The sequence below is a fragment of the Streptococcus infantis genome (assembly GCF_047465525.1).
Lineage (GTDB): Bacteria > Bacillota > Bacilli > Lactobacillales > Streptococcaceae > Streptococcus > Streptococcus infantis_R.
In genome coordinates this window covers 1-23,579 of the sequence record NZ_JASGZS010000026.1, presented here as the reverse complement: position 1 = coordinate 23,579, position 23,579 = coordinate 1, and the positions used below count along the sequence as shown (strand labels likewise).

Here is a 23,579-nt window from a genome sequence, read left to right as displayed (position 1 = left end):
TTTTCCTTTGTTTTGGCATATAACTCAGGTAAATATTTCCCATCGCTTTGTTCACCAGAAGTGACCACACAAGCAGTAATAATCCGTTCATCCGTCATAGCGATATGACTTTTATATCCATAGAAAGTGGGCTCGTATATCTTAGTTTCTTTTTTTGGTGAAGATGTACGATTTTTTGCTAAAAAGGACTTGGGAATAGGCTTTTAACTTGAAAATTTTGCAAAATCCTTAGAAAACCTGTAAAATAGAAAAGATGAACAAATAGGAGGTTCCTTGTGTCAAAAAAGGAAATCAATATTAACAATTATAATGATGACGCCATTCAGGTGCTAGAAGGGTTGGATGCGGTCCGTAAACGTCCAGGGATGTATATCGGATCGACCGATGGTGCTGGTCTCCATCATCTAGTCTGGGAAATTGTCGATAATGCAGTCGATGAAGCCTTATCTGGATTTGGTGATCGCATCGATGTAACGATTAATAAAGATGGAAGTTTAACGGTTCAAGACCATGGGCGTGGGATGCCAACTGGTATGCACGCTATGGGGATTCCGACAGTTGAGGTTATTTTTACTATTCTTCATGCTGGGGGAAAATTCGGACAAGGTGGTTACAAGACTTCTGGTGGTCTTCACGGAGTTGGTTCTTCTGTCGTGAACGCCCTCTCTAGTTGGCTTGAAGTAGAAATTACGCGTGATGGTGCTGTTTACAAGCAACGCTTTGAAAATGGTGGGAAGCCAGTAACAACTCTTGAAAAAGTTGGAACGGCACCAAAATCTAAGACAGGTACAAAAGTGACCTTTATGCCGGATGCTAGTATCTTTTCTACGACTGATTTCAAGTACAATACCATTTCAGAGCGTCTCAATGAGTCTGCTTTTCTCTTGAAAAATGTAACCTTGTCATTAACGGACAAGCGAACAGACGAGTCAATCGAGTTCCACTATGAGAATGGGGTTCAGGACTTTGTTTCTTACCTCAATGAAGACAAGGAAACCTTGACGCCAGTCCTATACTTTGAAGGGGAAGATAATGGTTTTCAAGTAGAAGTAGCCCTCCAGTATAATGATGGATTTTCAGATAATATCTTGTCCTTTGTTAATAACGTTCGTACCAAGGACGGTGGAACGCATGAGACAGGGCTTAAGTCAGCTATTACCAAGGTTATGAATGACTATGCACGTAAGACAGGTCTTCTCAAAGAAAAAGATAAAAACCTAGAAGGTTCAGATTACCGTGAAGGATTAGCGGCCGTTCTTTCTATTCTAGTCCCTGAAGAACACTTGCAGTTTGAGGGACAGACCAAGGATAAACTTGGAAGTCCACTAGCTCGTCCAGTTGTGGATGGGATTGTGGCAGATAAGTTGACCTTTTTCCTTATGGAAAACGGTGAGTTAGCTTCAAATCTGATTCGTAAAGCTATCAAGGCGCGTGATGCTCGTGAAGCTGCACGTAAGGCGCGTGATGAGAGTCGTAATGGTAAGAAAAATAAAAAAGACAAGGGCTTGCTTTCTGGGAAATTAACCCCAGCCCAGTCTAAAAATCCAGCAAAGAACGAGCTCTATTTGGTCGAGGGGGATTCTGCCGGTGGTTCTGCTAAGCAAGGCCGTGACCGTAAGTTCCAAGCTATCTTGCCTCTTCGTGGTAAGGTTATCAATACAGCCAAGGCTAAGATGGCAGATATCCTCAAAAATGAAGAAATCAACACCATGATTTATACCATCGGTGCTGGTGTAGGGGCAGATTTTTCTCTTGAAGATGCTAACTATGACAAGATTATTATCATGACCGATGCGGATACCGACGGTGCCCACATTCAAACTCTTCTCTTAACCTTCTTTTATCGTTATATGCGTCCACTAGTCGAAGCTGGACATGTCTATATCGCCCTTCCACCTCTTTACAAGATGTCAAAAGGCAAAGGCAAGAAAGAAGAAGTGGCCTACGCATGGACGGATGGTGAGCTAGAGGAACTACGTAAGCAGTTCGGCAAAGGCGCTACCCTCCAACGCTACAAAGGTCTTGGTGAGATGAATGCGGACCAACTCTGGGAAACAACCATGAATCCTGAGACACGCACCCTCATCCGTGTTACGATCGAAGACCTGGCACGCGCAGAACGTCGTGTCAATGTCCTCATGGGTGACAAGGTTGAACCACGCCGTAAGTGGATTGAAGATAATGTCAAATTTACGCTGGAAGAGAGTGGGGCGTTTTGAACGATGCAAAATAAACAATTTATGATCACTGAATTGAAAAAAATAGCTATGCAATTTAGAAAAGCTGTTGAAAAAGCAATTCAGACAGAAGAGATTATCGATTACAACCTAGTTAATTTTCCTAAGGGATGTTGCAGTTTTGTAAGTGACTACCTTCAGAGGTATTTATATGAACAAGGAATTGAATCATTATATGTTTCTGGTGAATATGGTTCTGGATGGGAAGGGGAATCTCATGCTTGGTTAGTTGCCTACGGAGATATAATTGTTGATATTACAGGAGATCAGTATCAAGATAACGAAGGAGAACTCTTTTATGATATTCCGGTGTATGTCGGCGAAGAGGATGGGTTTCATAAATTATTTAAATATAATGGCCCACTGAATTCATATCCTGAGCAAGAAATAAATGATTCTCGTAATGGTCGTTTAAAAGAAAAGAAAAACAAAAATTACAATATAATTTTGAAATACATTCAAAATTAGAGTTTTGCACTGTGAAAAGGAGAACTCTTATGAAAGAATCAGATGTTCTGACTAGGCTTGGATTGAAAGATAAGGACGAATTGGTCTCTTTATTAGAAAATAGTGGGTTAAATGAAAGATTGTCTAGACTTACTTTTATTGATAGAGAAACACATTCTATTAAGCTAGAATTTTGTGAATCAGGATGTTACTTTAAAATAGAAGTGGACTATACAAAGGAAGTGTCGGAAATTAAAGAAGAGGCTTCTGATTACTTTAGACGAGGGTGGTCATGTGTTTTGAAAGGGTCCAGAAAAACAGGAAAAGAAGCTCCCAAAAATAAAAAAACACCAGAGAACTATCCGAAAGAAATTGGAATTAATCATTTTAATATTGGTCATATTTTGGGACGTGGTTTCCATGAATTCATTTATGGGTATCAGTGCTTAACTCCCGATTTCAAGCAAAAAGGGATTTGGAAAGATGAAGCCATTAACGATAAAGAAAAAAATTTGATTACTCAGTTTGCTAGTGCAAACCATCAGACTAAGGGAGCTCCAAGATATAGCCAAGCTTATTTTGAAGATGAAGTTGAAAAGTTTTTCAAGGATACTGAAAGTGGAGAGGTTTTCTATGAAGTAAAGGCGATTTATAAAAAATCAGAAGATTCAATAGACAAATATCCTATTGGAACGGAAATTTATTATACAACTTTAAAGCCTAATGAAAATGATCAAGCTATAGGAAAACATGTATTTATTCCGAATTGTGATATTGATTTTGATTTATCAGTTATGGGCGACTATCGGGAATATAACAGCTATCGAGAGTTTTATAAAAATGGATATAACGGAGAATATCGAAAATATTTTAAGAATAGTAATGATTTAACCGAACTACTTGGTGAAGAGCATTATTTTGCTTTAGTACTTCAAGAAAAAGTGCTTGGGATTTATAAAACTTCTAATAAGGCAAAAGATAAGATAGGAAACAAATCTATTTCTGAAATTAAGTTTGGAACAATTATTAGCGAGGGTGAACTTATTCATTCTTTTACTACAGAAGAGGAGAAAGGGATTATCCTTTTTACAAAAGAACAGATAAATACGCTGGAAAATTCTTTGAAAGGCAGTCAATATACTGAACGAACAGGAAGAAACAAGTATTTTAGACCTTTTATTAGTGAGGGAAAAATTTATCTGAAATATCATGGAGAAGATGGGAGTGCTTCTGTAACTCATGGCTCTACCGGTGGAGATATCAAGGGATATAACTCGTTAAGAGATGCTATGATTGCAATGGGATGGCTATAAATCTAATGCTTCCTCATTCCTAGGATTATTTTCCAAAATATTTCGTCTTATATAATCCTAGGAATTTGATAATGAAAAAGTTCTAGCAGAAAGTCCGCTTTATAGACATATCCTTTACAGAATCAAGAGTTTTCACTAAAAAGGCAGGTATTCCCATGAGAAATGAACCCGAGATGTTTGATGTGATTTTGCAAACCGCAAAAGTGCTACAAGTCAACGCTGTCGCTATGTCTGGCTCACGGACAAATCCAAACGCCCCTAGGGATGAGTTCCAAGACTATGATGTGGTCTACATTGTGGAGGATTTGGATGGTCTGACGGCCGACCTTGCATGGTTGGACCAGTTTGGCACACGTATCATTGAGCAGCATAATATTCTAGGAAACCGTCGCCTCTATCTCATGCTCTTTGAAGATGGCAATCGTATCGATTTGACCCTCTGCCCTAAAGAACACATTCAAGAATGGGTGGACAGTGAAGCTGGTTATACAGTTTTAGTAGACGAGAAGGGCTTGTTTGAGTCCTATACTACAAGTCCAGAGCGTTACTGGACAAGTCCAGCTAGTCAGATAGATTTCGAAAAAGCCTGCAATGAATTTTGGTGGGTATCAGCTTACGTGGTTAAAGGGATTTGTCGCAAACAAGTCATCTATACGACGGACCATCTCTACGGTATTTGCCAACAAGAACTCCTGAAGATCTTGGCTTGGCAGGTCGCAAGTGATAGGGGAACAGTCGACATTGGTAAAAATTACAAGTATCTTTTTAACTATTTACCCGCTGAGATAGAGAAGGATTTTTCAAATCTGCTTGATTTCTCAAGTTTAGACAAAATCACTCAGTATTTATTGACTACTATGAGTCTCTTTCATAGAGAAGCGCAAGATTTAGCCAAGAAGATGGGCTTTGACTATGATAAAGAAGTGGCTGAAAAGATGATCGAGTATGCTGAGGAGAGACTCGAAACAAATGAAACATTTACAAAATAATAAGACAACAAAATTTTTACTGATTAGTTTTCTCATTTCTTGGGGATTTGGTTGGGGATTGCTCGCTTTTCTGACGCAAATGAGCCTCTTAAGTCTAACAAGTCCACTAGGAGTTTTTCTCCATTTACTAGGAGGTTTCGGTCCAACCATTGCAGCCATTTCTTGTTTGCCTCAAAAATCCATTAAAAGCATAGTCTCTTTTATCTTAGGGGACTCAAAGAAATATATTTTGTTATTTCTTTTACTAATTTTCGTGCAGACAGGTGTCATTGCTTTCTCATCTAAGGAGCTTAATTCGGCTTTTCCACTAGGAAATTTGTTTGTTGTTTTTTTGAGTGCAGTCTGTGTTTATGGTGGCGAAGAAGAATTGGGATGGCGGGGCATCTTGCAACCAACTTTGGAAACTAGATTCTCCTTTTGGATTTCCGGTTTGATAACAGGTTGTATTTGGGCAATATGGCATGTACCTTTATGGTTTGTGATTGGAAGTTCCCAAAGTAGGATGCCTTTTATATTATTCAGTCTATTTGCAATTTATCTCAGTATTCTTCTAGCAGCTGTTTTCAAAAAGACTAAGTCGATCCTTTATTGCGCCATTTTTCACGGCCTAATTAATACCCTACTTAGCTTATTTGTTATTAAAATTAATCTTTTATTCATTCTAGGATTAGTAGGATTGCTCTTCTTTTCTCACTACCTACAAAGAAACAGTTAAATTTACTTTACAATAAAACACTAAAAAGAGAATTATTATGTCTAACATTCAAAACATGTCCTTAGAGGACATCATGGGAGAGCGCTTTGGTCGCTACTCCAAATACATTATTCAAGATCGTGCTTTGCCAGATATTCGTGATGGCTTGAAGCCGGTTCAACGTCGTATTCTTTATTCGATGAATAAAGATGGCAATACCTTTGACAAGAGCTACCGGAAGTCGGCTAAGTCTGTCGGGAACATCATGGGTAATTTCCACCCACACGGGGATTCTTCTATCTATGATGCCATGGTTCGTATGTCTCAGGACTGGAAAAACCGTGAGATTCTGGTTGAAATGCACGGGAACAACGGTTCAATGGACGGAGATCCACCTGCGGCAATGCGTTATACTGAGGCACGATTGTCTGAAATTGCAGGTTATCTCCTTCAAGATATCGAGAAAAAGACTGTTCCTTTTGCTTGGAACTTCGACGATACGGAGAAAGAACCAACTGTTTTGCCAGCAGCCTTTCCAAACCTCTTGGTCAATGGTTCGACTGGGATTTCGGCTGGTTATGCTACAGACATTCCTCCCCATAATTTAGCTGAAGTTATCGATGCTACGGTTTATATGATTGATCACCCAACTGCTAAGGTTGATAAGTTGATGGAATTCTTGCCTGGACCAGACTTCCCTACAGGAGCTATCATTCAAGGCCGTGATGAAATCAAAAAGGCCTATGAAACTGGGAAAGGGCGTGTGGTTGTTCGTTCTAAGACAGAAATTGAGAAGCTTAAAGGTGGTAAGGAACAAATCGTTATCACTGAGATTCCTTATGAAATCAATAAGGCTAACTTAGTCAAGAAAATCGATGAAGTCCGTGTCAATAACAAGGTGGCAGGTATCGCTGAGGTTCGTGATGAGTCTGACCGTGATGGTCTTCGTATCGCAATTGAACTCAAGAAAGATGCAAATACCGAGCTTGTTCTCAACTATCTTTTCAAGTATACTGACCTACAAATCAACTACAATTTCAATATGGTTGCGATTGACAATTTCACCCCTCGTCAGGTTGGGATTGTGCCAATCTTGTCTAGCTATATTGCCCACCGTCGTGAAGTGATCTTGGCGCGTTCTCGCTTTGACAAGGAAAAGGCTGAAAAACGTCTCCATATCGTGGAAGGTTTGATTCGCGTTATCTCTATCTTGGACGAAGTCATTGCCCTTATCCGTGCTTCTGAGAACAAGGCTGATGCAAAGGAAAACCTTAAAGTCAGCTATGAGTTTACAGAAGAACAGGCTGAGGCCATTGTTACCTTGCAACTGTACCGTTTGACCAATACAGACGTTGTTGTCTTGCAAGAAGAAGAAGCAGAACTTCGTGAAAAGATTGCTATGCTTGCGGCTATCATCGGTGATGAACGAACTATGTACAATCTCATGAAAAAAGAGCTTCGTGAGGTCAAGAAGAAATTTGCGACACCACGTTTGAGTACTTTAGAAGATACTGCAAAAGTCATCGAGATTGATACAGCCAGCCTCATCGCAGAAGAAGATACTTACGTTAGCGTGACGAAGGCAGGTTACATCAAGCGTACTAGTCCTCGTTCTTTCGCAGCTTCGACCTTAGAAGAAATTGGTAAACGGGATGACGACCGCTTGCTATTCGTTCAATCAGTTAAAACCACTCAACACCTTTTAATCTTTACAACGCTTGGGAATGTCATTTACCGACCAGTCCATGAATTAGCAGATATTCGTTGGAAGGATATCGGAGAGCATTTGAGCCAGTCTATTACAAACTTTGAAACTAATGAAGAAGTGCTCTATGTAGAAGTTGTGGATCAATTTGATGATGTGACAACTTATTTTGCAGCGACTCGCCTCGGTCAAATCAAACGTGTCGAACGCAAAGAATTCTCGCCATGGAGAACCTATCGTTCTAAGTCTGTCAAATATGCTAAGTTGAAAGACGATACTGACCAGATTGTAGCAGTAGCTCCGATTAAATTGGATGATGTTCTATTAATCAGTAAAAATGGCTACGCTCTTCGCTTTAATATCGAAGAGGTTCCAGTTGTAGGAGCTAAGGCTGCAGGGGTCAAAGCCATGAACTTGAAAGCAGATGATGTGATACAAGCAGCCTTTATCTGCAATACTTCATCTTTCTATCTTTTGACGCAACGTGGCAGCTTGAAACGTGTTTCAACAGAGGAAATTCCAGCAACCAGTCGTGCCAATCGTGGCATTCAAGTTTTGAGAGAATTAAAGAGTAAACCCCATCGCGTATTCTTGGCTGGAGCGGTCTCAGAACAAGGATTTGTTGGAGATCTCTTTAGTACAGAAGTAGAAGATGGAGAACAAACACTTGTGATTCAATCAAATAATGGAACGATTTACGAATCAATCCTACAAGATTTGAATCTATCAGAACGTACAAGCAATGGAAGCTTCATTTCAGATAGCATTTCTGATGAAGAAGTTTTTGATGCTTATCTCAAAGAAATCTTTAGAGAAATCAAAGAAAATTAAAAATCGGTCCTAGTGACTGATTTTTTATAAGTAAAATTTTCAGAAAATTACAAATAATACTTGAATTTTTAGGAGAATAGTGTAGAATAGAACACAAAGCTTGATTAGAATAAAGGAGATTATCATGACAGTAACAATTGATTGGGAAAATCTCGGTTTTTCCTATATGAAACTACCTTATCGTTATATCGCTTATTTTAAAGATGGACAATGGGCTCAAGGAGAATTAACAGAAGATGCAACCTTGCATATTTCAGAATCATCTCCAAGCCTTCACTATGGACAACAAGCATTTGAAGGATTGAAAGCCTATCGTACAAAGGATGGCAGTATTCAACTCTTCCGTCCAGATGAAAATGCTAAACGTCTGCAACGTACCTGTGATCGTCTCTTGATGCCACAAGTTCCAACAGAAATGTTTGTAGAGGCTTGTAAAGCCGTTGTTCGTGCTAATGAGGAATACGTACCACCTTATGGAACTGGTGGAACCCTCTACCTCCGTCCACTCTTGATTGGTGTTGGAGATATCATTGGGGTAAAACCAGCTGAGGAGTATATTTTTACCATCTTTGCTATGCCAGTTGGAAATTACTTTAAGGGTGGATTGGTTCCAACAAACTTCTTGATTCAAGATGAGTATGACCGTGCTGCACCAAATGGAACAGGGGCTGCCAAGGTCGGTGGGAACTATGCAGCTAGTCTTTTGCCAGGAAAAATGGCTAAATCTCGTCATTTCTCAGATGTTATTTATCTTGACCCATCAACACACACTAAGATTGAAGAAGTTGGTTCAGCAAACTTCTTTGGGATTACAGCTGATAATGAGTTTGTAACCCCATTGAGTCCATCAATCTTGCCATCAATTACCAAGTACTCATTACTTTACTTGGCAGAGCATCGTTTGGGCTTGAGACCTGTTGAGGGGGATGTACCAATTGACAGTCTTGATCGATTTGTAGAAGCAGGTGCCTGCGGTACTGCAGCAGTAATCTCACCTATTGGGGGAATCCAACACGGTGATGACTTCCATGTTTTCTACAGTGAGACAGAGGTTGGTCCAGTAACTCGTAAACTATACGATGAATTGACAGGTATCCAATTTGGTGATATTGAAGCGCCAGAAGGTTGGATTGTAAAAGTAGATTAAAAATTATTAAAGGAGTTCTTTATGAAAACGAAAAAGTGGATGTTAACAGCAGGAGTGGTCCTGAGTACAGCAGTTCTTCTTGTAGCTTGTGGGAAAGCTGACAAGGAAGCAGATGCGCCTACAACTTTCTCTTATGTCTATGGAGTAGATCCATCATCTTTGGACTACAGTATCGCAACTCGTACTTCGACAACTGATATCATCGGTAACGTCGTTGATGGATTGTTGGAAAACGACGAATATGGGAATTTGATTCCTTCACTAGCTGAAGACTGGAGTGTCTCACAAGACGGTTTGACTTATACTTATAAACTTCGTAAAGGGGTTAAATGGTACACGTCAGAAGGTGAAGAATACGCTGAAGTAACTGCGCATGACTTTGTTACTGGGTTGAAACACGTAGCAGATGGCAAATCAGACGGTGTCACTCTTATTCAAAACTCAATCAAGGGCTTGAATGAATATATGACTGGTGAGACTAACGACTTCTCAACAGTTGGGGTTAAGGCAGTAGATGATTATACTGTTGAGTACACTCTAAATGCACCTGAAACTTTCTGGAATTCAAAAGTAACTTCAGCAACTATGTTGCCAGTAAATGAAGAATTCCTCAAAGCCTCAGGTAAGAATTACGGAACGGTCAGCCCAGCTGGTATTCTTTATAACGGTCCATATATCTTGAAGACATTGACTTCAAAATCTTTAATCGAATATGAAAAGAATCCAAATTATTGGGATAAAGAGAAGGTTAAAATCGAGAAAGTTAAATTAACTTACTATGATGGTTCAGACCAAGAATCCTTGATCCGTAGCTTCTCTTCAGGTGTTTACACAACAGCTCGTCTCTTCCCAAGTAGCTCAAACTTTGCTTCTACTTTGGAACAATACGGAGATAAAATTACTTACAGCCCACAAGATTCAACTAGTTACTACTTTACCTTTAACGTAAACCGTCAATCTTTCAATAAGACCGCGAAAACAAGTGAAGAACAGAAAACTTCTACAAAAGAAGCAATGTTGAACAAGGACTTCCGTCAAGCAATCAACTTTGCCTTCAACCGTCATTCTTATGCTGCCCAGCTCAATGGTGAAGATGGTGCGGATAAGATTATTCGTAATAGCTTAGTACCAGACAATTTCGTTCAATCTGGTGGTAAAAACTTTGGTGATATCGCTCAAAAAGAATTGATCAACTATGGAGACCAATGGAAAGGTGTTGAGCTCGTTGACGGAAAAGATACCATCTACAATCCTGACAAAGCCAAAGCTTCATTTGAAAAAGCTAAGAAAGAATTGGAAGCAAAAGGTGTAACTTTCCCAATTCACTTGGATGTTCCAGTTGAGCAAACAGATACCATTGCCGTTCAACAAAGCAATTCCTTTAAACAATCAATCGAATCAACTCTTGGTTCTGAAAATGTCGTGATCGACGTCCTTCAGATGACAGACAATGAAAAGGAAAGCATTACATCTCAAGCACGTGTTCCTGCTCAAAAAGACTATGACTTGAACAGTACTGGATGGGCTCCAAGCTACCAAGATCCAGCAAGTTATCTCAATATCATGGATCCTAAGACCGGTTCTGCTATGAAACACCTTGGTATTACGAAAGGAAAAGACAAGGAAGTAGTAGCTCAACTAGGTTTGGACGAATATAAGAAACTCTTGGATGATGCAGTTTCTGAGACAAATGACTTGGATAAGAGATATGAAAAATATGCTAAAGCGCAAGCATGGCTCACTGATAGTTCTCTCTTGATGCCAACAGCTTCATCAGGTGGTTCACCAGTTGTCAGCAATATTGTTCCTTTCTCTAAACCATACTCACAAGTTGGTATTAAGGGTGATCCATACATCTTCAAGGGAATGAAATTGCAAAAAGAGATTGTATCTGCTAAAGAATATCAAGCAGCTCTTGAAAAATGGCAAAAAGAAAAATTGGAATCAAACAATAAATACCAAAAAGAATTAGAAAGTCATGTCAAATAAAACAGACTAGTACTTTTGGAATAAAGGGGCCTATATGGAATGGATTAAACTAATAGGGATAGTTATCATTGTGATTGGTTTTATCTATAAATTAGATACCATTGCAACGGTAGTCTTAGCTAGTTTAGTTACCGCTTTAGTTTCTGGAGTTTCTCTTGTTGAGTTCTTGGAAATTTTGGGAAAAGAATTTAGTAATCAACGAGTTCTGACGATTTTTATGGTAACCTTGCCACTGGTAGGTTTATCTGAAACTTTTGGCCTCAAGCAACGTTCGATTGACTTGATTCAAAAGATAAAGGGATTAACAGTTGGAAGTTTTTATACAGTGTATTTCTTTTTTCGGGAACTCGATGGTTTCTTTGCCATTCGTCTTGGAGGACATCCGCAGTTTGTAAGGCCTTTGGTTCAACCTATGGGACAAGCAGCAGCAGAGTCTCAATTAGGTAGAAAATTAACAGAGCAGGAGAGTGAAGCGCTAAAAGCGCGTGCAGCAGCAAATGATAATTTTGCAAATTTCTTTGCTCAAAACACTTTCGTTGGTGCAGGTGGTGTCCTCTTGATAGGGGGCACACTGGACCAATTAGGTTACGAAAGTAATTATGCAGGAATTGCTTCAGCTTCGCTTATAGTTGCAGGAATTGCCCTATTTATAGTTGGGATTTACAATTACCTGTTTGATAGAAAACTGCTAGCAAATAAGGTTAGTAAAGGGAAAGAAGAATGACCAATCTAGCAAGACAGTTATTAGAGTTGACCTATATTGTGATTGGTTGTCAATTCCTTCATACAGCTTATTGTAGCTATAAAGATAAAACAAACCCAGTTCGCTTTGGAACGGCTGGGTTTTGGGCTTTATTAGGCATCAGTTTTATCGGTGGTTCCTATCTACCTTCTGTCTGTATTGGAGTTATCGTAGTGCTATTAGCCCTGCTAACTCTCTTTAAACAGGTTCGTATCGGAACCTTACCGTCTCTGGATGAAGTCAAGGCAAACATTGAAGCTAAACGACTAAAGAATAAAATTTTTATTCCAGTCATGTTAATGGCTTTGATTGCTTTGGTATTAGCAAAAATGATCCCTGAGTTTAGTAAGATTGCTATCAGTCTTGCTGCTTTCTTCGCAACGATTTCTCTCTTATTGATTACTAAGAGTTCTCCTAAAAGCTTGTTAGCGGAAAATAATCGCATGGTTCAGCAAGTCTCAACTAGTGGGATTGTGCCTCAACTTTTAGGTGCTTTGGGTGCAATTTTTACCGTAGCAGGAGTTGGAGACCTGATTTCTCATTTGATCAGCGGTCTAGTGCCTTCGGGTAGTCGTTTTATGGGTGTGGTAGCCTATGTCCTTGGGATGATTTTATTCTCTATGATAATGGGGAATGCTTTTGCGGCTTTCACAGTCATTACTGCTGGAATTGGAGTTCCCTTTGTATTTGCCTTGGGAGCTGATCCAATCGTAGCCGCTGCTCTAGCAATGACAGCAGGTTGCTGTGGAACCTTATTAACTCCAATGGCTGCTAACTTTAATGCTTTACCAGCAGCTCTCCTGGATATGAAAGATCCAAATGGGGTTATCAAAGCTCAAGTAGGAGTAGCTGTTATCATGATTGTCCTCCATGTATTTTTGATGTACTTTTTGGCATTTTAGCAAAGGAAATAAAATGAAAATATTAGTAACAGGTTTTGATCCTTTCGGTGGTGAAAAGGTCAATCCAGCTCTGGAAGCTGTTAAATCATTACCATCTGAGATTCATGGAGCTGAAATTCATTGGGTAGAAATCCCGACAGTATTTTATAAAGCAGCAGATGTATTAGAAACAGCAATCATCCGCTATCAGCCAGATGCGGTGCTTTGCATCGGTCAAGCAGGAGGAAGAGCTAGTCTAACTCCTGAGCGAGTTGCCATCAACCAAGATGATGCTAGAATTCCTGATAACCAAGGGAATCAGCCGATTGACACTCCTATACGCCTGGACGGTCAAGCAGCCTATTTCAGCACTCTACCTATCAAAGCAATGGTGCAAGCGATTAAAGAGGAAGGGCTGCCAGCTACGGTATCTAATACAGCAGGAACTTTTGTTTGCAACCATTTGATGTATCAGGCTCTCTATTTAGCGGATAAGAAATTTCCCGATATGAGAGCAGGCTTTATGCATATTCCCTATATGACAGAACAGGTGATCAATAAACCTAATACAGCATCTATGAATTTAACTGATATCGTCAGAGGTATCCAAGTTGCGATTGGTGCTATCGTAGATTATAAAGATAAGGACATAAAATTAGTGGGTGGGACAACCCACTAACAATGAGTCTTCCCTAGATTAAAAAATTAGATTTTGTCACAAAAACTCTTTATCAAGATTAGCTTGGTAAAGAGTTTTTTCTTGCCAGTTTTTTAAATTTCTTGTACAATAGGAAGAGTGAAAAGAGGTATCGTATGAGTAAAAAAGATAAAAAAATTGAAATTCAATTAACAGACGCGACTGTTTTAGTTGGTAAGGAAAAGTATGAAGGGTATACTTTAACGATTGGTAAAAAGGTTATTGGTGAAATTGCTGAACTAGATAATCAATTTGCGATCATAAAGAATGGAAATGTCGATAGTTTTTATAAAAAACTTGAAAAAGCTGTGGAAATTTTGATTGAAAACTATAATTTAGCAAAATAAAGCTTGTTTTTTGTAAATTTTCATGATATAATAGTTTTTGTTGAACATTGGAGAGATAGCGAAGAGGCTAAACGCGGCGGACTGTAAATCCGCTCCTTCGGGTTCGGGGGTTCGAATCCCTCTCTCTCCATTTCACTTTTGGGGTATAGCCAAGCGGTAAGGCAAGGGACTTTGACTCCCTCATGCGTTGGTTCGAATCCAGCTACCCCAGTTCTTAGGTAATAAATTCAAGATAAAAAGAAAAATATCTTAGGGTATTTTATTTTTATAATTGAAGGACGTGAACGATATAACATGTCTTTGCGGGTGCTTAGGAAAAAATTATAAGTATGTCAAGTTTAAGAAAAACTTGATTGTTGGAGGATTTTTTAGATGAACGAATTTGAAGATTTGCTAAATAGCGTTAGCCAAGTTGAGCCAGGTGATGTTGTTAGTGCTGAAGTATTGACAGTTGATGCTACTCAAGCTAACGTTGCAATCTCTGGAACTGGTGTTGAAGGTGTCTTGACTCTTCGCGAATTGACAAACGATCGCGATGCAGATATCAATGACTTTGTAAAAGTAGGTGAAGTATTGGATGTTCTTGTACTTCGTCAAGTAGTTGGTAAAGATACTGATACAGTAACATACCTTGTATCTAAAAAACGCCTTGAAGCTCGCAAAGCATGGGACAAACTTGTAGGACGCGAAGAAGAAGTTGTTACAGTTAAAGGAACTCGCGCTGTTAAGGGTGGACTTTCAGTAGAATTTGAAGGTGTACGTGGATTTATCCCAGCTTCAATGTTGGATACTCGTTTTGTACGTAACACTGAGCGTTTTGTAGGTCAAGAGTTTGATGCTAAAATCAAAGAAGTTGATCCTAAAGAAAACCGCTTCATCCTTTCACGTCGTGAAGTTGTAGAAGCAGCTACAGCAGCAGCTCGTGCTGAAGTATTTGGTAAATTGGCTGTTGGTGATGTTGTAACTGGTAAAGTTGCACGTATCACAAGCTTCGGTGCTTTCATCGACCTTGGTGGTGTTGACGGATTGGTTCACTTGACTGAATTGTCACACGAACGTAACGTTTCACCAAAATCGGTTGTAACTGTTGGTGAAGAAGTTGAAGTGAAAATCCTTGATCTTAACGAAGAAGAAGGACGTGTATCACTTTCACTTAAAGCTACAACACCTGGACCATGGGATGGCGTTGAGCAAAAATTGGCTAAAGGTGATGTTGTAGAAGGTACAGTTAAACGTTTGACTGACTTCGGTGCATTTGTTGAAGTATTGCCAGGTATCGATGGACTTGTTCACGTATCACAAATTTCACACAAACGTATTGAAAATCCCAAAGAAGCTCTTAAAGTTGGTCAAGAAGTTACTGTTAAAGTTCTTGAAGTTAACGCTGATGCAGAACGTGTATCTCTTTCTATCAAAGCTCTTGAAGAACGTCCAGCTCAAGAAGAAGGACAAAAAGAAGAAAAACGCGCTCCACGTCCACGTCGTCCAAAACGTCAAGAAAAACGTGATTTTGAACTTCCTGAAACTCAAACAGGATTCTCAATGGCTGACTTGTTCGGAGACATCGAACTTTAATCCATTCGAATTTGAATAAAATCCTTTGTTTTTAAAACAAGGGATTTTTCTTTTTTCTACTAGCATTTTTTGATATAATGGTTTTATGTTATATTCAGAAAAAGAATCACTTTATCAAACAATAAATGAACAGCTCTCTTATCTTTTAGAAGGAGAGCCCAATGTGTTGGCTAATCTATCAAATGCCAGTGCTCTGCTAAAAACAAGCTTTCCCAATACTGTTTTTGCAGGTTTCTATCTATTTGATGGGAATGAACTGATCCTGGGACCCTTTCAAGGTGGAGTTTCATGTGTACGAATCGCTCTTGGAAAAGGTGTTTGTGGCGAATCGGCAACTAGCCGTCAAACAGTTATTGTTGGTGATGTAAAGATCTATCCAAACTATATTTCTTGCGATAGTAGTGCTCGTAGTGAAATTGTTGTGCCAATGGTTAAAGATGGACAACTTCTGGGTGTTTTAGACTTGGATTCATCACTTGTCGATGATTATGATGAAATGGATCAGAAGTATTTAGAAGAGTTTGTTGCTATTTTGTTAGAGAAAACCGAATGGAATTTTTCAATGTTTGAGGAGAAAGCGTAATGTATCAGGCCCTTTATCGAAAATATAGAAGTCAAACATTTTCACAGTTAGTAGGCCAGGAAATTGTTGCAAAAACTCTGAAACAAGCCGTAGAGCAGGAAAAGATCAGCCATGCCTATCTATTTTCAGGGCCTCGTGGAACTGGAAAAACCAGTGTAGCCAAAATTTTTGCCAAAGCCATGAACTGCCCTAATCAAGAGGGAGGAGAACCTTGCAATAACTGTTATATCTGTCAAGCTGTAACAGACGGTAGCTTGGAAGACGTTATCGAAATGGACGCGGCCTCTAACAATGGGGTGGATGAAATTCGTGATATCCGTGATAAATCAACCTATGCTCCAAGTATAGCTCAGTATAAGGTCTATATCATTGATGAGGTTCATATGCTTTCAACTGGAGCCTTCAATGCCCTTTTGAAAACTCTTGAAGAACCAACTCCTAATGTTGTTTTTATCTTAGCAACGACAGAGCTACATAAGATTCCTGCAACCATTTTGTCTCGTGTTCAACGCTTCGAGTTCAAATCTATTAGAACTCAGGATATTCGAGATCATATCTTCCATATTTTAGAGAAGGAAGGGATTGCTTATGAAACTGAAGCTGTTGAGATTATCGCTCGTAGAGCAGAAGGTGGTATGCGGGATGCTTTGTCCATTTTAGACCAAGCATTGAGCTTGACTCAAGATGCTAGATTAACAACAGCTGTTTCTGAGGAAATTACTGGGACTATTAGTCTAAGTGCTTTGGATAATTATGTGGCTGCCTTGGCACAAAAAGATGTGACTCGTGCTTTGGAAAATCTTAATTTGATTTTTGATAACGGAAAAAGCATGACACGATTTGTAACGGATTTGTTGCAGTATCTACGGGATATTTTGATTGTCCAAACTGGTGGGGAGAATACTCACCATAGTGATCTCTTTAAGGATAACCTAGGTCTTTCACAGGCTGTTTTGTTTGAAATGATTGGAATTGCGACAAGTAGTTTAGCTGATATCAAGGCTAGCCTACAACCTAAGATTTATGCTGAAATGATGACCATTCGTTTGGCAGAGATAGATTCAAAACCAACATTGTCAGATGATACAAGTGGAGAATTAGCCTCACTTAGAGAAGAAGTTGCGCGATTGAAACAGGCTCTGGCAAATGTTAATACGAGTCCTAAGCAGACCACACCGACGCCAAGTCGTCCAGTTAACAGCAAGTCAATTTATCGAGTAGATCGCAACAAGGTTCAGTCTATTCTTCAAGAAGCTGTTGAAAATCCTGATTTAGCCCGTCAAAATCTAATTCGTCTACAAAATGCTTGGGGTGAAGTTATTGAAAGCTTGTCAGGTCCTGATAAGGCACTTTTAGTTGGTTCTCAACCTGTTGCGGCTAATGAACATCATGCCATTCTTGCATTTGAGTCTAACTTCAATGCTGGCCAGACCATGAAACGTGATAATCTCAACACCATGTTTGGCAATATCCTTAGTCAAGCAGCGGGATTTTCACCAGAGATTCTTGCTATATCTATGGACGAGTGGAAAGAAGTCAGAGCTGATTTCTCAGCGAAGGCTAAATCATCTCAAGGTCAACCGGTTAAGGAAGAAGTTGAAGAATCTGTCCTTCCTCAGGGATTTGAATTCCTAGCGGATAAAGTGACCATAGCAGAAGATTAAAAGGATTTTGTGAAATAATACGATGAACAGACAACAATTTATAATTATGGCCTTATTTACTGTTGCCGAGACCTATTTCTTTAATGAATCCATCATGGAGCAACGGTATATCGTGGCCTTGCTTTGGGCTATTTTAATCCTAAGAAATTTTAGAGTCAGCTATATTATGGGTAAAATTGTGAACGCTATAGATGATCATTTTCGTGGAAAGAAGTAACCCTCAGCTTCTAGACAAAATTAAAGCCTTTTAGGCTTTTTTTTGTTATACTATTAAAGTATATTTATTGATATTTTATCGTTTTTTACTAGAAAACTAAGGACAATTTTCTAGCGAAAATGGTAAAACGGATTGAAAAGAAAGGAACTATCATGTCAGTATTAGAGATCAAAGATCTTCACGTTGAGATTGAAGGAAAAGAAATTTTAAAAGGGGTTAACCTGACCCTTAAAACAGGAGAAATTGCCGCTATCATGGGACCAAATGGTACTGGTAAATCAACTCTTTCAGCCGCTATCATGGGAAATCCAAACTATGAAGTTACCAAAGGTGAAGTCTTGTTTGACGGTGTAAATATCCTTGAGTTGGAAGTAGACGAGCGTGCGCGTATGGGACTTTTCCTTGCTATGCAATATCCGTCTGAAATTCCTGGAATTACCAATGCTGAGTTTCTTCGTGCAGCCATGAATGCTGGTAAAGAAGATGATGAGAAGATTTCAGTTCGTGAGTTCATTACTAAACTGGATGAGAAAATGGAATTGCTCAACATGAAAGAAGAGATGGCAGAGCGTTACCTCAATGAAGGTTTCTCTGGTGGTGAGAAAAAACGTAATGAAATTCTTCAGCTTTTGATGTTGGAACCAACTTTTGCCCTTTTGGATGAGATTGACTCAGGTCTTGATATTGACGCTCTTAAAGTTGTATCTAAAGGTGTCAATGCTATGCGTGGTGAAGGCTTTGGTGCTATGATTATTACTCACTACCAACGTCTTTTGAACTACATCACACCTGATGTGGTACACGTCATGATGGAAGGTCGTGTTGTCCTTTCTGGTGGTCCAGAATTGGCTGCGCGTTTGGAACGTGAAGGATACGCAAAACTAGCTGAAGAACTTGGCTACGACTACAAGGAAGAATTATAATTCCCTCGTATCTTTTAGGAGAAGTAAATGACTAAAGAAACTATTAAACTTTTTTCAGAAATGCATGCTGAACCAAGCTGGTTGGCTGACCTCCGTCAAAAAGCCTTTGATAAGATTGAGAGTTTAGAATTACCAGTTATTGAGCGTGTCAAATTTCATCGTTGGAATCTTGGTGATGGTACCATCACAGAAAGTGAGCCATCAGCAAATGTTCCTGACTTCACAGCTCTAGATAATCACTTGAAGTTGGTGCAAGTAGGAACTCAGACTGTTTTTGAACAAACTCCAGTTGAATTAGCTGAACAAGGGGTTGTGTTTACAGACTTCCACTCAGCTTTAGAAGAAATTCCAGAGCTTATTGAGGAATTCTTCATGTCATCTGTTAAATATGATGATGACAAGTTGGCGGCCTACCATACAGCATACTTTAACAGTGGTGCTGTTCTCTACATTCCTGATAATGTTGAGATTGCTGAACCAATCGAAGGTATTTTCTACCAAGACAGCGACAGTGATGTACCATTTAACCAGCATATCCTTATCATTGCTGGTAAGAACAGTAAGATTAGCTACCTTGAACGTCTGGAGTCACGTGGTGAGGGTAGTACTAAGGCAACTGCCAATATCACAGTAGAAGTCATTGCACGTTCAGGCGCGCAAGTGAAGTTTGCAGCGATTGACCGTCTAGGCGAAAATGTTACAGCCTATATTAGCCGCCGTGGTAAATTGGGCAACGATGCAAATATTGACTGGGCTATCGGTGTCATGAACGAAGGAAACGTCGTTGCAGACTTTGATAGTGACTTGATTGGTAATGGTAGCCATGCAGATCTTAAGGTCGTTGCCCTATCAAGTGGTCGTCAGGTACAAGGGATTGATACACGAGTGACTAACTATGGTTGCAACTCTATCGGTAATATTCTTCAACATGGGGTTATCCTTGAAAAAGCAACTTTGACCTTCAATGGTATCGGTCACATTATCAAAGGAGCTAAGGGAGCAGATGCCCAACAAGAGAGCCGTGTTCTCATGCTTTCTGACCAAGCGCGTTCAGATGCCAACCCAATTCTCTTGATTGATGAAAATGATGTTACTGCGGGTCACGCGGCTTCTATCGGACAAGTTGATCCAGAAGACATGTACTACCTCATGAGCCGTGGCTTGGATAAGGCAACTGCAGAACGCTTGGTTGTTCGTGGTTTCCTTGGATCTGTTATCGTTGAGATTCCAGTCAAGGAAGTTCGCGATGAAATGATTGCAACGATCGAAGAAAAATTGTCAAAACGCTAAGGGGAAGCCTATGTTAGATGTAGAAGTGATTCGTAAGGATTTTCCAATTTTAGACCAGATCGTCAATGACGAGCCTTTGGTCTATCTGGACAATGCTGCGACGACACAAAAACCACTAGCAGTTCTGGAAGCCATTAACCGCTACTATAAGCAGGATAATGCCAATGTTCATCGTGGGGTTCACACTTTGGCTGAACGTGCGACTGCTTCCTATGAGGCTGCTCGTGAAACTATTCGCAAGTTCATCAATGCAGGTTCGACAAAGGCAGTCCTCTTTACCAGAGGTACGACAACTAGTCTCAACTGGGTAGCGGGCTTCGCTGAGGAAATCTTGACTGAGGGAGACCAGGTCATGATTTCTGTCATGGAACACCATTCCAATATTATTCCATGGCAGGAAGCTTGCCGAAAGACTGGGGCAGAGCTTGTTTATGTCTATCTCAAAGATGGAGCTCTGGATATGGATGACTTGCGTTCTAAATTGACTGACAAAGTTAAATTTGCTTCACTAGCTCACGCATCAAATGTTCTTGGAGTGGTCAATCCTATCAAAGAAATCACTCAAATGGTTCATGAAGTTGGAGCTATTATGGTGGTGGATGGTGCTCAGTCTACACCGCATATGAAGATTGATGTCCAGGACTTGGATGTAGATTTCTTTGCTTTCTCAGGTCATAAGATGGCTGGTCCGACTGGTATCGGTGTCCTTTACGGCAAAGAGAAGTATCTGGAACAAATGTCACCAGTAGAATTTGGCGGCGAGATGATTGATTTCGTCTATGAGCAATCTGCTAGTTGGAAGGAATTGCCTTGGAAATTTGAGGCTGGAACACCAAATATGGCAGGTGCTATCGGACTGGCAGCAGCAGTGGATTATCTAGAAAACATCGGTATGGATGCCATTGAAGCTCATGAACAGGAATTGATTGCATACGTCTATCCCAAACTGCAGGCCATTGAAGGATTGACCATTTATGGTTCACAGGACTTGGCTCAACGTTCAGGTGTTATTGCCTTTAACCTAGGTGATCTTCACCCTCACGACCTCGCTACTGCTCTGGATTATGAAGGAGTAGCAGTTCGTGCCGGACACCATTGCGCTCAACCTTTGCTCCAGTATTTGGACGTTCCAGCAACAGCTCGTGCAAGTTTTTATATCTATAATACCAAGGCAGATTGCGACAAGTTAGTCGATGCTTTACAAAAGACAAAGGAGTTTTTCAATGGCACTTTCTAAACTAGATAGCCTTTATATGGCAGTGGTAGCGGACCATTCGAAAAATCCCCATCACCAAGGGAAGCTAGAAGATGCTGAACAAATCAGTCTTAACAATCCAACTTGTGGTGATGTGATTAATCTCTCTGTTAAGTTTGATGCAGATGATCGTTTGGAAGATATCGCTTTTCTAAACTCTGGTTGTACCATTTCAACTGCCTCTGCTAGTATGATGACAGATGCAGTCTTAGGAAAGACCAAGCAAGAAATCCTAGAGCTTGCAACTATCTTTTCTGAAATGGTTCAAGGTCAAAAGGATGAGCGTCAAGATCAACTTGGAGATGCAGCTTTTTTGTCAGGTGTTGCAAAATTTCCTCAACGAATCAAATGCGCAACCCTAGCTTGGAACGCCCTTAAGAAAACAATTGAAAATCAAGATAATAAATAAGACAAGCTTTCTTTGTCTTATAAATCATAGAAATAAAGAATGAAAGAAAGGATATTATGGCTGAAGAAAGAGTAGAACCAAAACCAATTGACCTTGGTGAATATAAATTTGGTTTCCATGACGATGTAGAGCCTGTCCTATCGACAGGAAAAGGATTGAATGAAGATGTCATTCGTGAACTATCAGCTGCTAAGGGTGAGCCTGAGTGGATGTTAGAATTCCGTTTGAAGTCTTATGAAACCTTCAAAAAAATGCCAATGCAAACCTGGGGAGCAGACTTGTCAGAGATTGATTTTGATGACTTGATTTACTACCAAAAACCATCTGATAAACCAGCCCGTTCTTGGGATGAAGTTCCTGAAAAAATCAAAGAAACCTTTGAACGTATTGGGATTCCTGAAGCTGAGCGTGCTTATCTTGCTGGAGCTTCTGCCCAGTATGAGTCAGAAGTGGTTTACCATAACATGAAAGAAGAATTTGAGAAGTTAGGAATTATCTTTACAGATACAGATTCTGCCCTCAAAGAGTACCCAGACTTGTTTAAACAATACTTTGCTAAGTTGGTACCGCCAACAGATAATAAATTGGCTGCTCTCAACTCAGCAGTATGGTCTGGTGGAACCTTTATCTACGTACCAAAAGGGGTCAAGGTAGATATTCCACTTCAAACTTACTTCCGTATCAATAACGAAAATACTGGTCAGTTTGAACGTACCTTGATTATCGTTGATGAGGGAGCAAGTGTCCACTACGTTGAAGGATGTACAGCACCAACTTATTCAAGTAACAGCTTGCATGCGGCCATTGTAGAAATCTTTGCCTTGGATGGAGCTTATATGCGTTATACAACTATTCAAAACTGGTCTGATAACGTCTATAACTTGGTAACCAAACGTGCTAAGGCTCAAAAGGATGCCACTGTTGAGTGGATTGATGGAAACTTGGGTGCTAAAACAACCATGAAATACCCATCTGTTTACCTAGATGGAGAAGGGGCGCGTGGTACCATGCTTTCTATTGCCTTTGCCAATGCTGGGCAACACCAAGATACGGGTGCTAAGATGATTCACAATGCTCCACATACTAGCTCGTCTATTGTTTCTAAATCCATCGCAAAAGGCGGAGGAAAGGTTGACTACCGTGGACAAGTGACCTTCAACAAGAACTCTAAGAAATCTGTCTCTCACATCGAGTGTGACACCATTATCATGGATGACTTGTCAGCGTCAGATACCATTCCATTTAATGAAATTCATAACTCGCAAGTTGCTTTGGAACACGAAGCCAAGGTATCTAAGATTTCAGAGGAACAACTCTATTACCTCATGAGTCGTGGTTTGTCAGAATCAGAAGCAACTGAAATGATTGTTATGGGATTTGTAGAGCCCTTTACAAAAGAGCTTCCAATGGAATATGCAGTTGAGCTGAACCGCTTGATTAGCTATGAGATGGAAGGATCAGTTGGATAAACTTTATGAACAGAAACTGAGCAAGTATTACATTTGTTCAGTTTTTTTGCTAAATTCCCAAACTAAGTTCCACTGCTAATCCAAGTGGAAGTTAGTCTGATAAAAATCCTAAAAACCAGTGGAATTCCGTGTCAGGGTAAATTCCACTGGTTTTACTAATGCTTGATTTCATCGC

21 protein-coding genes and 2 tRNA genes are annotated in these 23,579 nt (G+C 39.8%); all 23 read left to right on the top strand.

What is annotated here, in order from left to right; translation table 11 throughout:
• The first annotated feature begins 275 nt into the window (after nt 1–275).
• The 23 genes from parE to sufB all read left to right on the top strand — a co-directional run bounded on the left by parE (nt 276) and on the right by sufB (nt 23,404).
• Nucleotides 276–2,219, top strand: a complete 1,944-nt coding sequence (gene parE / locus QM374_RS08910) for a DNA topoisomerase IV subunit B (RefSeq protein WP_414311515.1) — start codon at nt 276–278, stop codon at nt 2,217–2,219.
• A gap of 3 nt (nt 2,220–2,222) precedes the next feature.
• Nucleotides 2,223–2,705: a hypothetical protein gene (locus QM374_RS08905; protein ID WP_414311514.1), complete on the top strand. Its 483-nt coding sequence runs from the start codon at nt 2,223–2,225 to the stop codon at nt 2,703–2,705.
• Nucleotides 2,706–2,734: 29 nt separating this feature from the next.
• The gene (locus tag QM374_RS08900; RefSeq protein WP_414311513.1) at nt 2,735–3,997 is read left to right on the top strand and encodes a hypothetical protein; all 1,263 of its coding nucleotides are present in this window, start codon (nt 2,735–2,737) and stop codon (nt 3,995–3,997) included.
• Between the two features lie 155 nt (nt 3,998–4,152).
• The gene (locus tag QM374_RS08895; RefSeq protein ID WP_414311512.1) at nt 4,153–4,986 is read left to right on the top strand and encodes an aminoglycoside 6-adenylyltransferase; all 834 of its coding nucleotides are present in this window, start codon (nt 4,153–4,155) and stop codon (nt 4,984–4,986) included.
• Nucleotides 4,967–5,701: a lysostaphin resistance A-like protein gene (locus tag QM374_RS08890; RefSeq protein ID WP_414311511.1), complete on the top strand. Its 735-nt coding sequence runs from the start codon at nt 4,967–4,969 to the stop codon at nt 5,699–5,701. Before QM374_RS08895 ends, QM374_RS08890 begins: the two co-directional genes overlap by 20 nt.
• Before the next feature lie 37 nt (nt 5,702–5,738).
• Complete coding sequence (parC, locus tag QM374_RS08885) at nt 5,739–8,216, top strand: DNA topoisomerase IV subunit A (RefSeq protein ID WP_414311510.1); 2,478 nt, start codon at nt 5,739–5,741, stop codon at nt 8,214–8,216.
• Nucleotides 8,217–8,340: 124 nt separating this feature from the next.
• Nucleotides 8,341–9,363, top strand: a complete 1,023-nt coding sequence (locus tag QM374_RS08880; protein ID WP_414311509.1) for a branched-chain amino acid aminotransferase — start codon at nt 8,341–8,343, stop codon at nt 9,361–9,363.
• Between the two features lie 21 nt (nt 9,364–9,384).
• Entirely contained in the window at nt 9,385–11,352 is a 1,968-nt protein-coding gene (locus tag QM374_RS08875) for a peptide ABC transporter substrate-binding protein (protein ID WP_414311508.1), read from the top strand.
• A gap of 34 nt (nt 11,353–11,386) precedes the next feature.
• Complete coding sequence (locus QM374_RS08870) at nt 11,387–12,076, top strand: DUF969 domain-containing protein (RefSeq protein ID WP_045763732.1); 690 nt, start codon at nt 11,387–11,389, stop codon at nt 12,074–12,076.
• Nucleotides 12,073–12,996, top strand: a complete 924-nt coding sequence (locus QM374_RS08865) for a DUF979 domain-containing protein (RefSeq protein WP_414311507.1) — start codon at nt 12,073–12,075, stop codon at nt 12,994–12,996. Before QM374_RS08870 ends, QM374_RS08865 begins: the two co-directional genes overlap by 4 nt.
• Before the next feature lie 13 nt (nt 12,997–13,009).
• Nucleotides 13,010–13,654 carry a pyroglutamyl-peptidase I gene (pcp, locus tag QM374_RS08860; protein ID WP_414311506.1) on the top strand — a complete coding sequence of 215 codons (645 nt, stop codon included), beginning with the start codon at nt 13,010–13,012 and terminating at the stop codon, nt 13,652–13,654.
• A 134-nt stretch (nt 13,655–13,788) separates the two neighbouring features.
• Nucleotides 13,789–14,019, top strand: a complete 231-nt coding sequence (locus QM374_RS08855; RefSeq protein ID WP_000037108.1) for a DUF2969 domain-containing protein — start codon at nt 13,789–13,791, stop codon at nt 14,017–14,019.
• 49 nt (nt 14,020–14,068) lie between these two features.
• A tRNA-Tyr gene (locus QM374_RS08850) sits at nt 14,069–14,149 on the top strand.
• Between the two features lie 9 nt (nt 14,150–14,158).
• Nucleotides 14,159–14,230, top strand: a tRNA-Gln gene (locus QM374_RS08845).
• Between the two features lie 161 nt (nt 14,231–14,391).
• A complete protein-coding gene (rpsA, locus tag QM374_RS08840; protein ID WP_001001618.1) occupies nt 14,392–15,594 on the top strand; it encodes a 30S ribosomal protein S1 in 1,203 nt (400 codons plus the stop codon).
• Nucleotides 15,595–15,679: 85 nt separating this feature from the next.
• Nucleotides 15,680–16,177: a GAF domain-containing protein gene (locus QM374_RS08835; protein WP_414311505.1), complete on the top strand. Its 498-nt coding sequence runs from the start codon at nt 15,680–15,682 to the stop codon at nt 16,175–16,177.
• Nucleotides 16,177–17,841: a DNA polymerase III subunit gamma/tau gene (dnaX, locus tag QM374_RS08830; RefSeq protein ID WP_414311504.1), complete on the top strand. Its 1,665-nt coding sequence runs from the start codon at nt 16,177–16,179 to the stop codon at nt 17,839–17,841. Before QM374_RS08835 ends, dnaX begins: the two co-directional genes overlap by 1 nt.
• 22 nt (nt 17,842–17,863) lie before the next feature.
• Entirely contained in the window at nt 17,864–18,058 is a 195-nt protein-coding gene (locus tag QM374_RS08825; protein WP_414311503.1) for a DUF3272 family protein, read from the top strand.
• Between the two features lie 152 nt (nt 18,059–18,210).
• Nucleotides 18,211–18,981, top strand: a complete 771-nt coding sequence (sufC, locus tag QM374_RS08820; protein ID WP_000114489.1) for a Fe-S cluster assembly ATPase SufC — start codon at nt 18,211–18,213, stop codon at nt 18,979–18,981.
• A gap of 27 nt (nt 18,982–19,008) precedes the next feature.
• Entirely contained in the window at nt 19,009–20,271 is a 1,263-nt protein-coding gene (sufD, locus tag QM374_RS08815) for a Fe-S cluster assembly protein SufD (protein WP_414311502.1), read from the top strand.
• Nucleotides 20,272–20,281: 10 nt separating this feature from the next.
• Entirely contained in the window at nt 20,282–21,508 is a 1,227-nt protein-coding gene (locus QM374_RS08810) for a cysteine desulfurase (protein WP_414311501.1), read from the top strand.
• Entirely contained in the window at nt 21,495–21,935 is a 441-nt protein-coding gene (gene sufU / locus QM374_RS08805) for a Fe-S cluster assembly sulfur transfer protein SufU (protein WP_371560852.1), read from the top strand. The genes QM374_RS08810 and sufU overlap by 14 nt, the downstream gene beginning before the upstream one ends.
• Nucleotides 21,936–21,991: 56 nt before the next feature.
• Complete coding sequence (sufB, locus tag QM374_RS08800; RefSeq protein WP_000797051.1) at nt 21,992–23,404, top strand: Fe-S cluster assembly protein SufB; 1,413 nt, start codon at nt 21,992–21,994, stop codon at nt 23,402–23,404.
• Nucleotides 23,405–23,579: the final 175 nt, after the last annotated feature.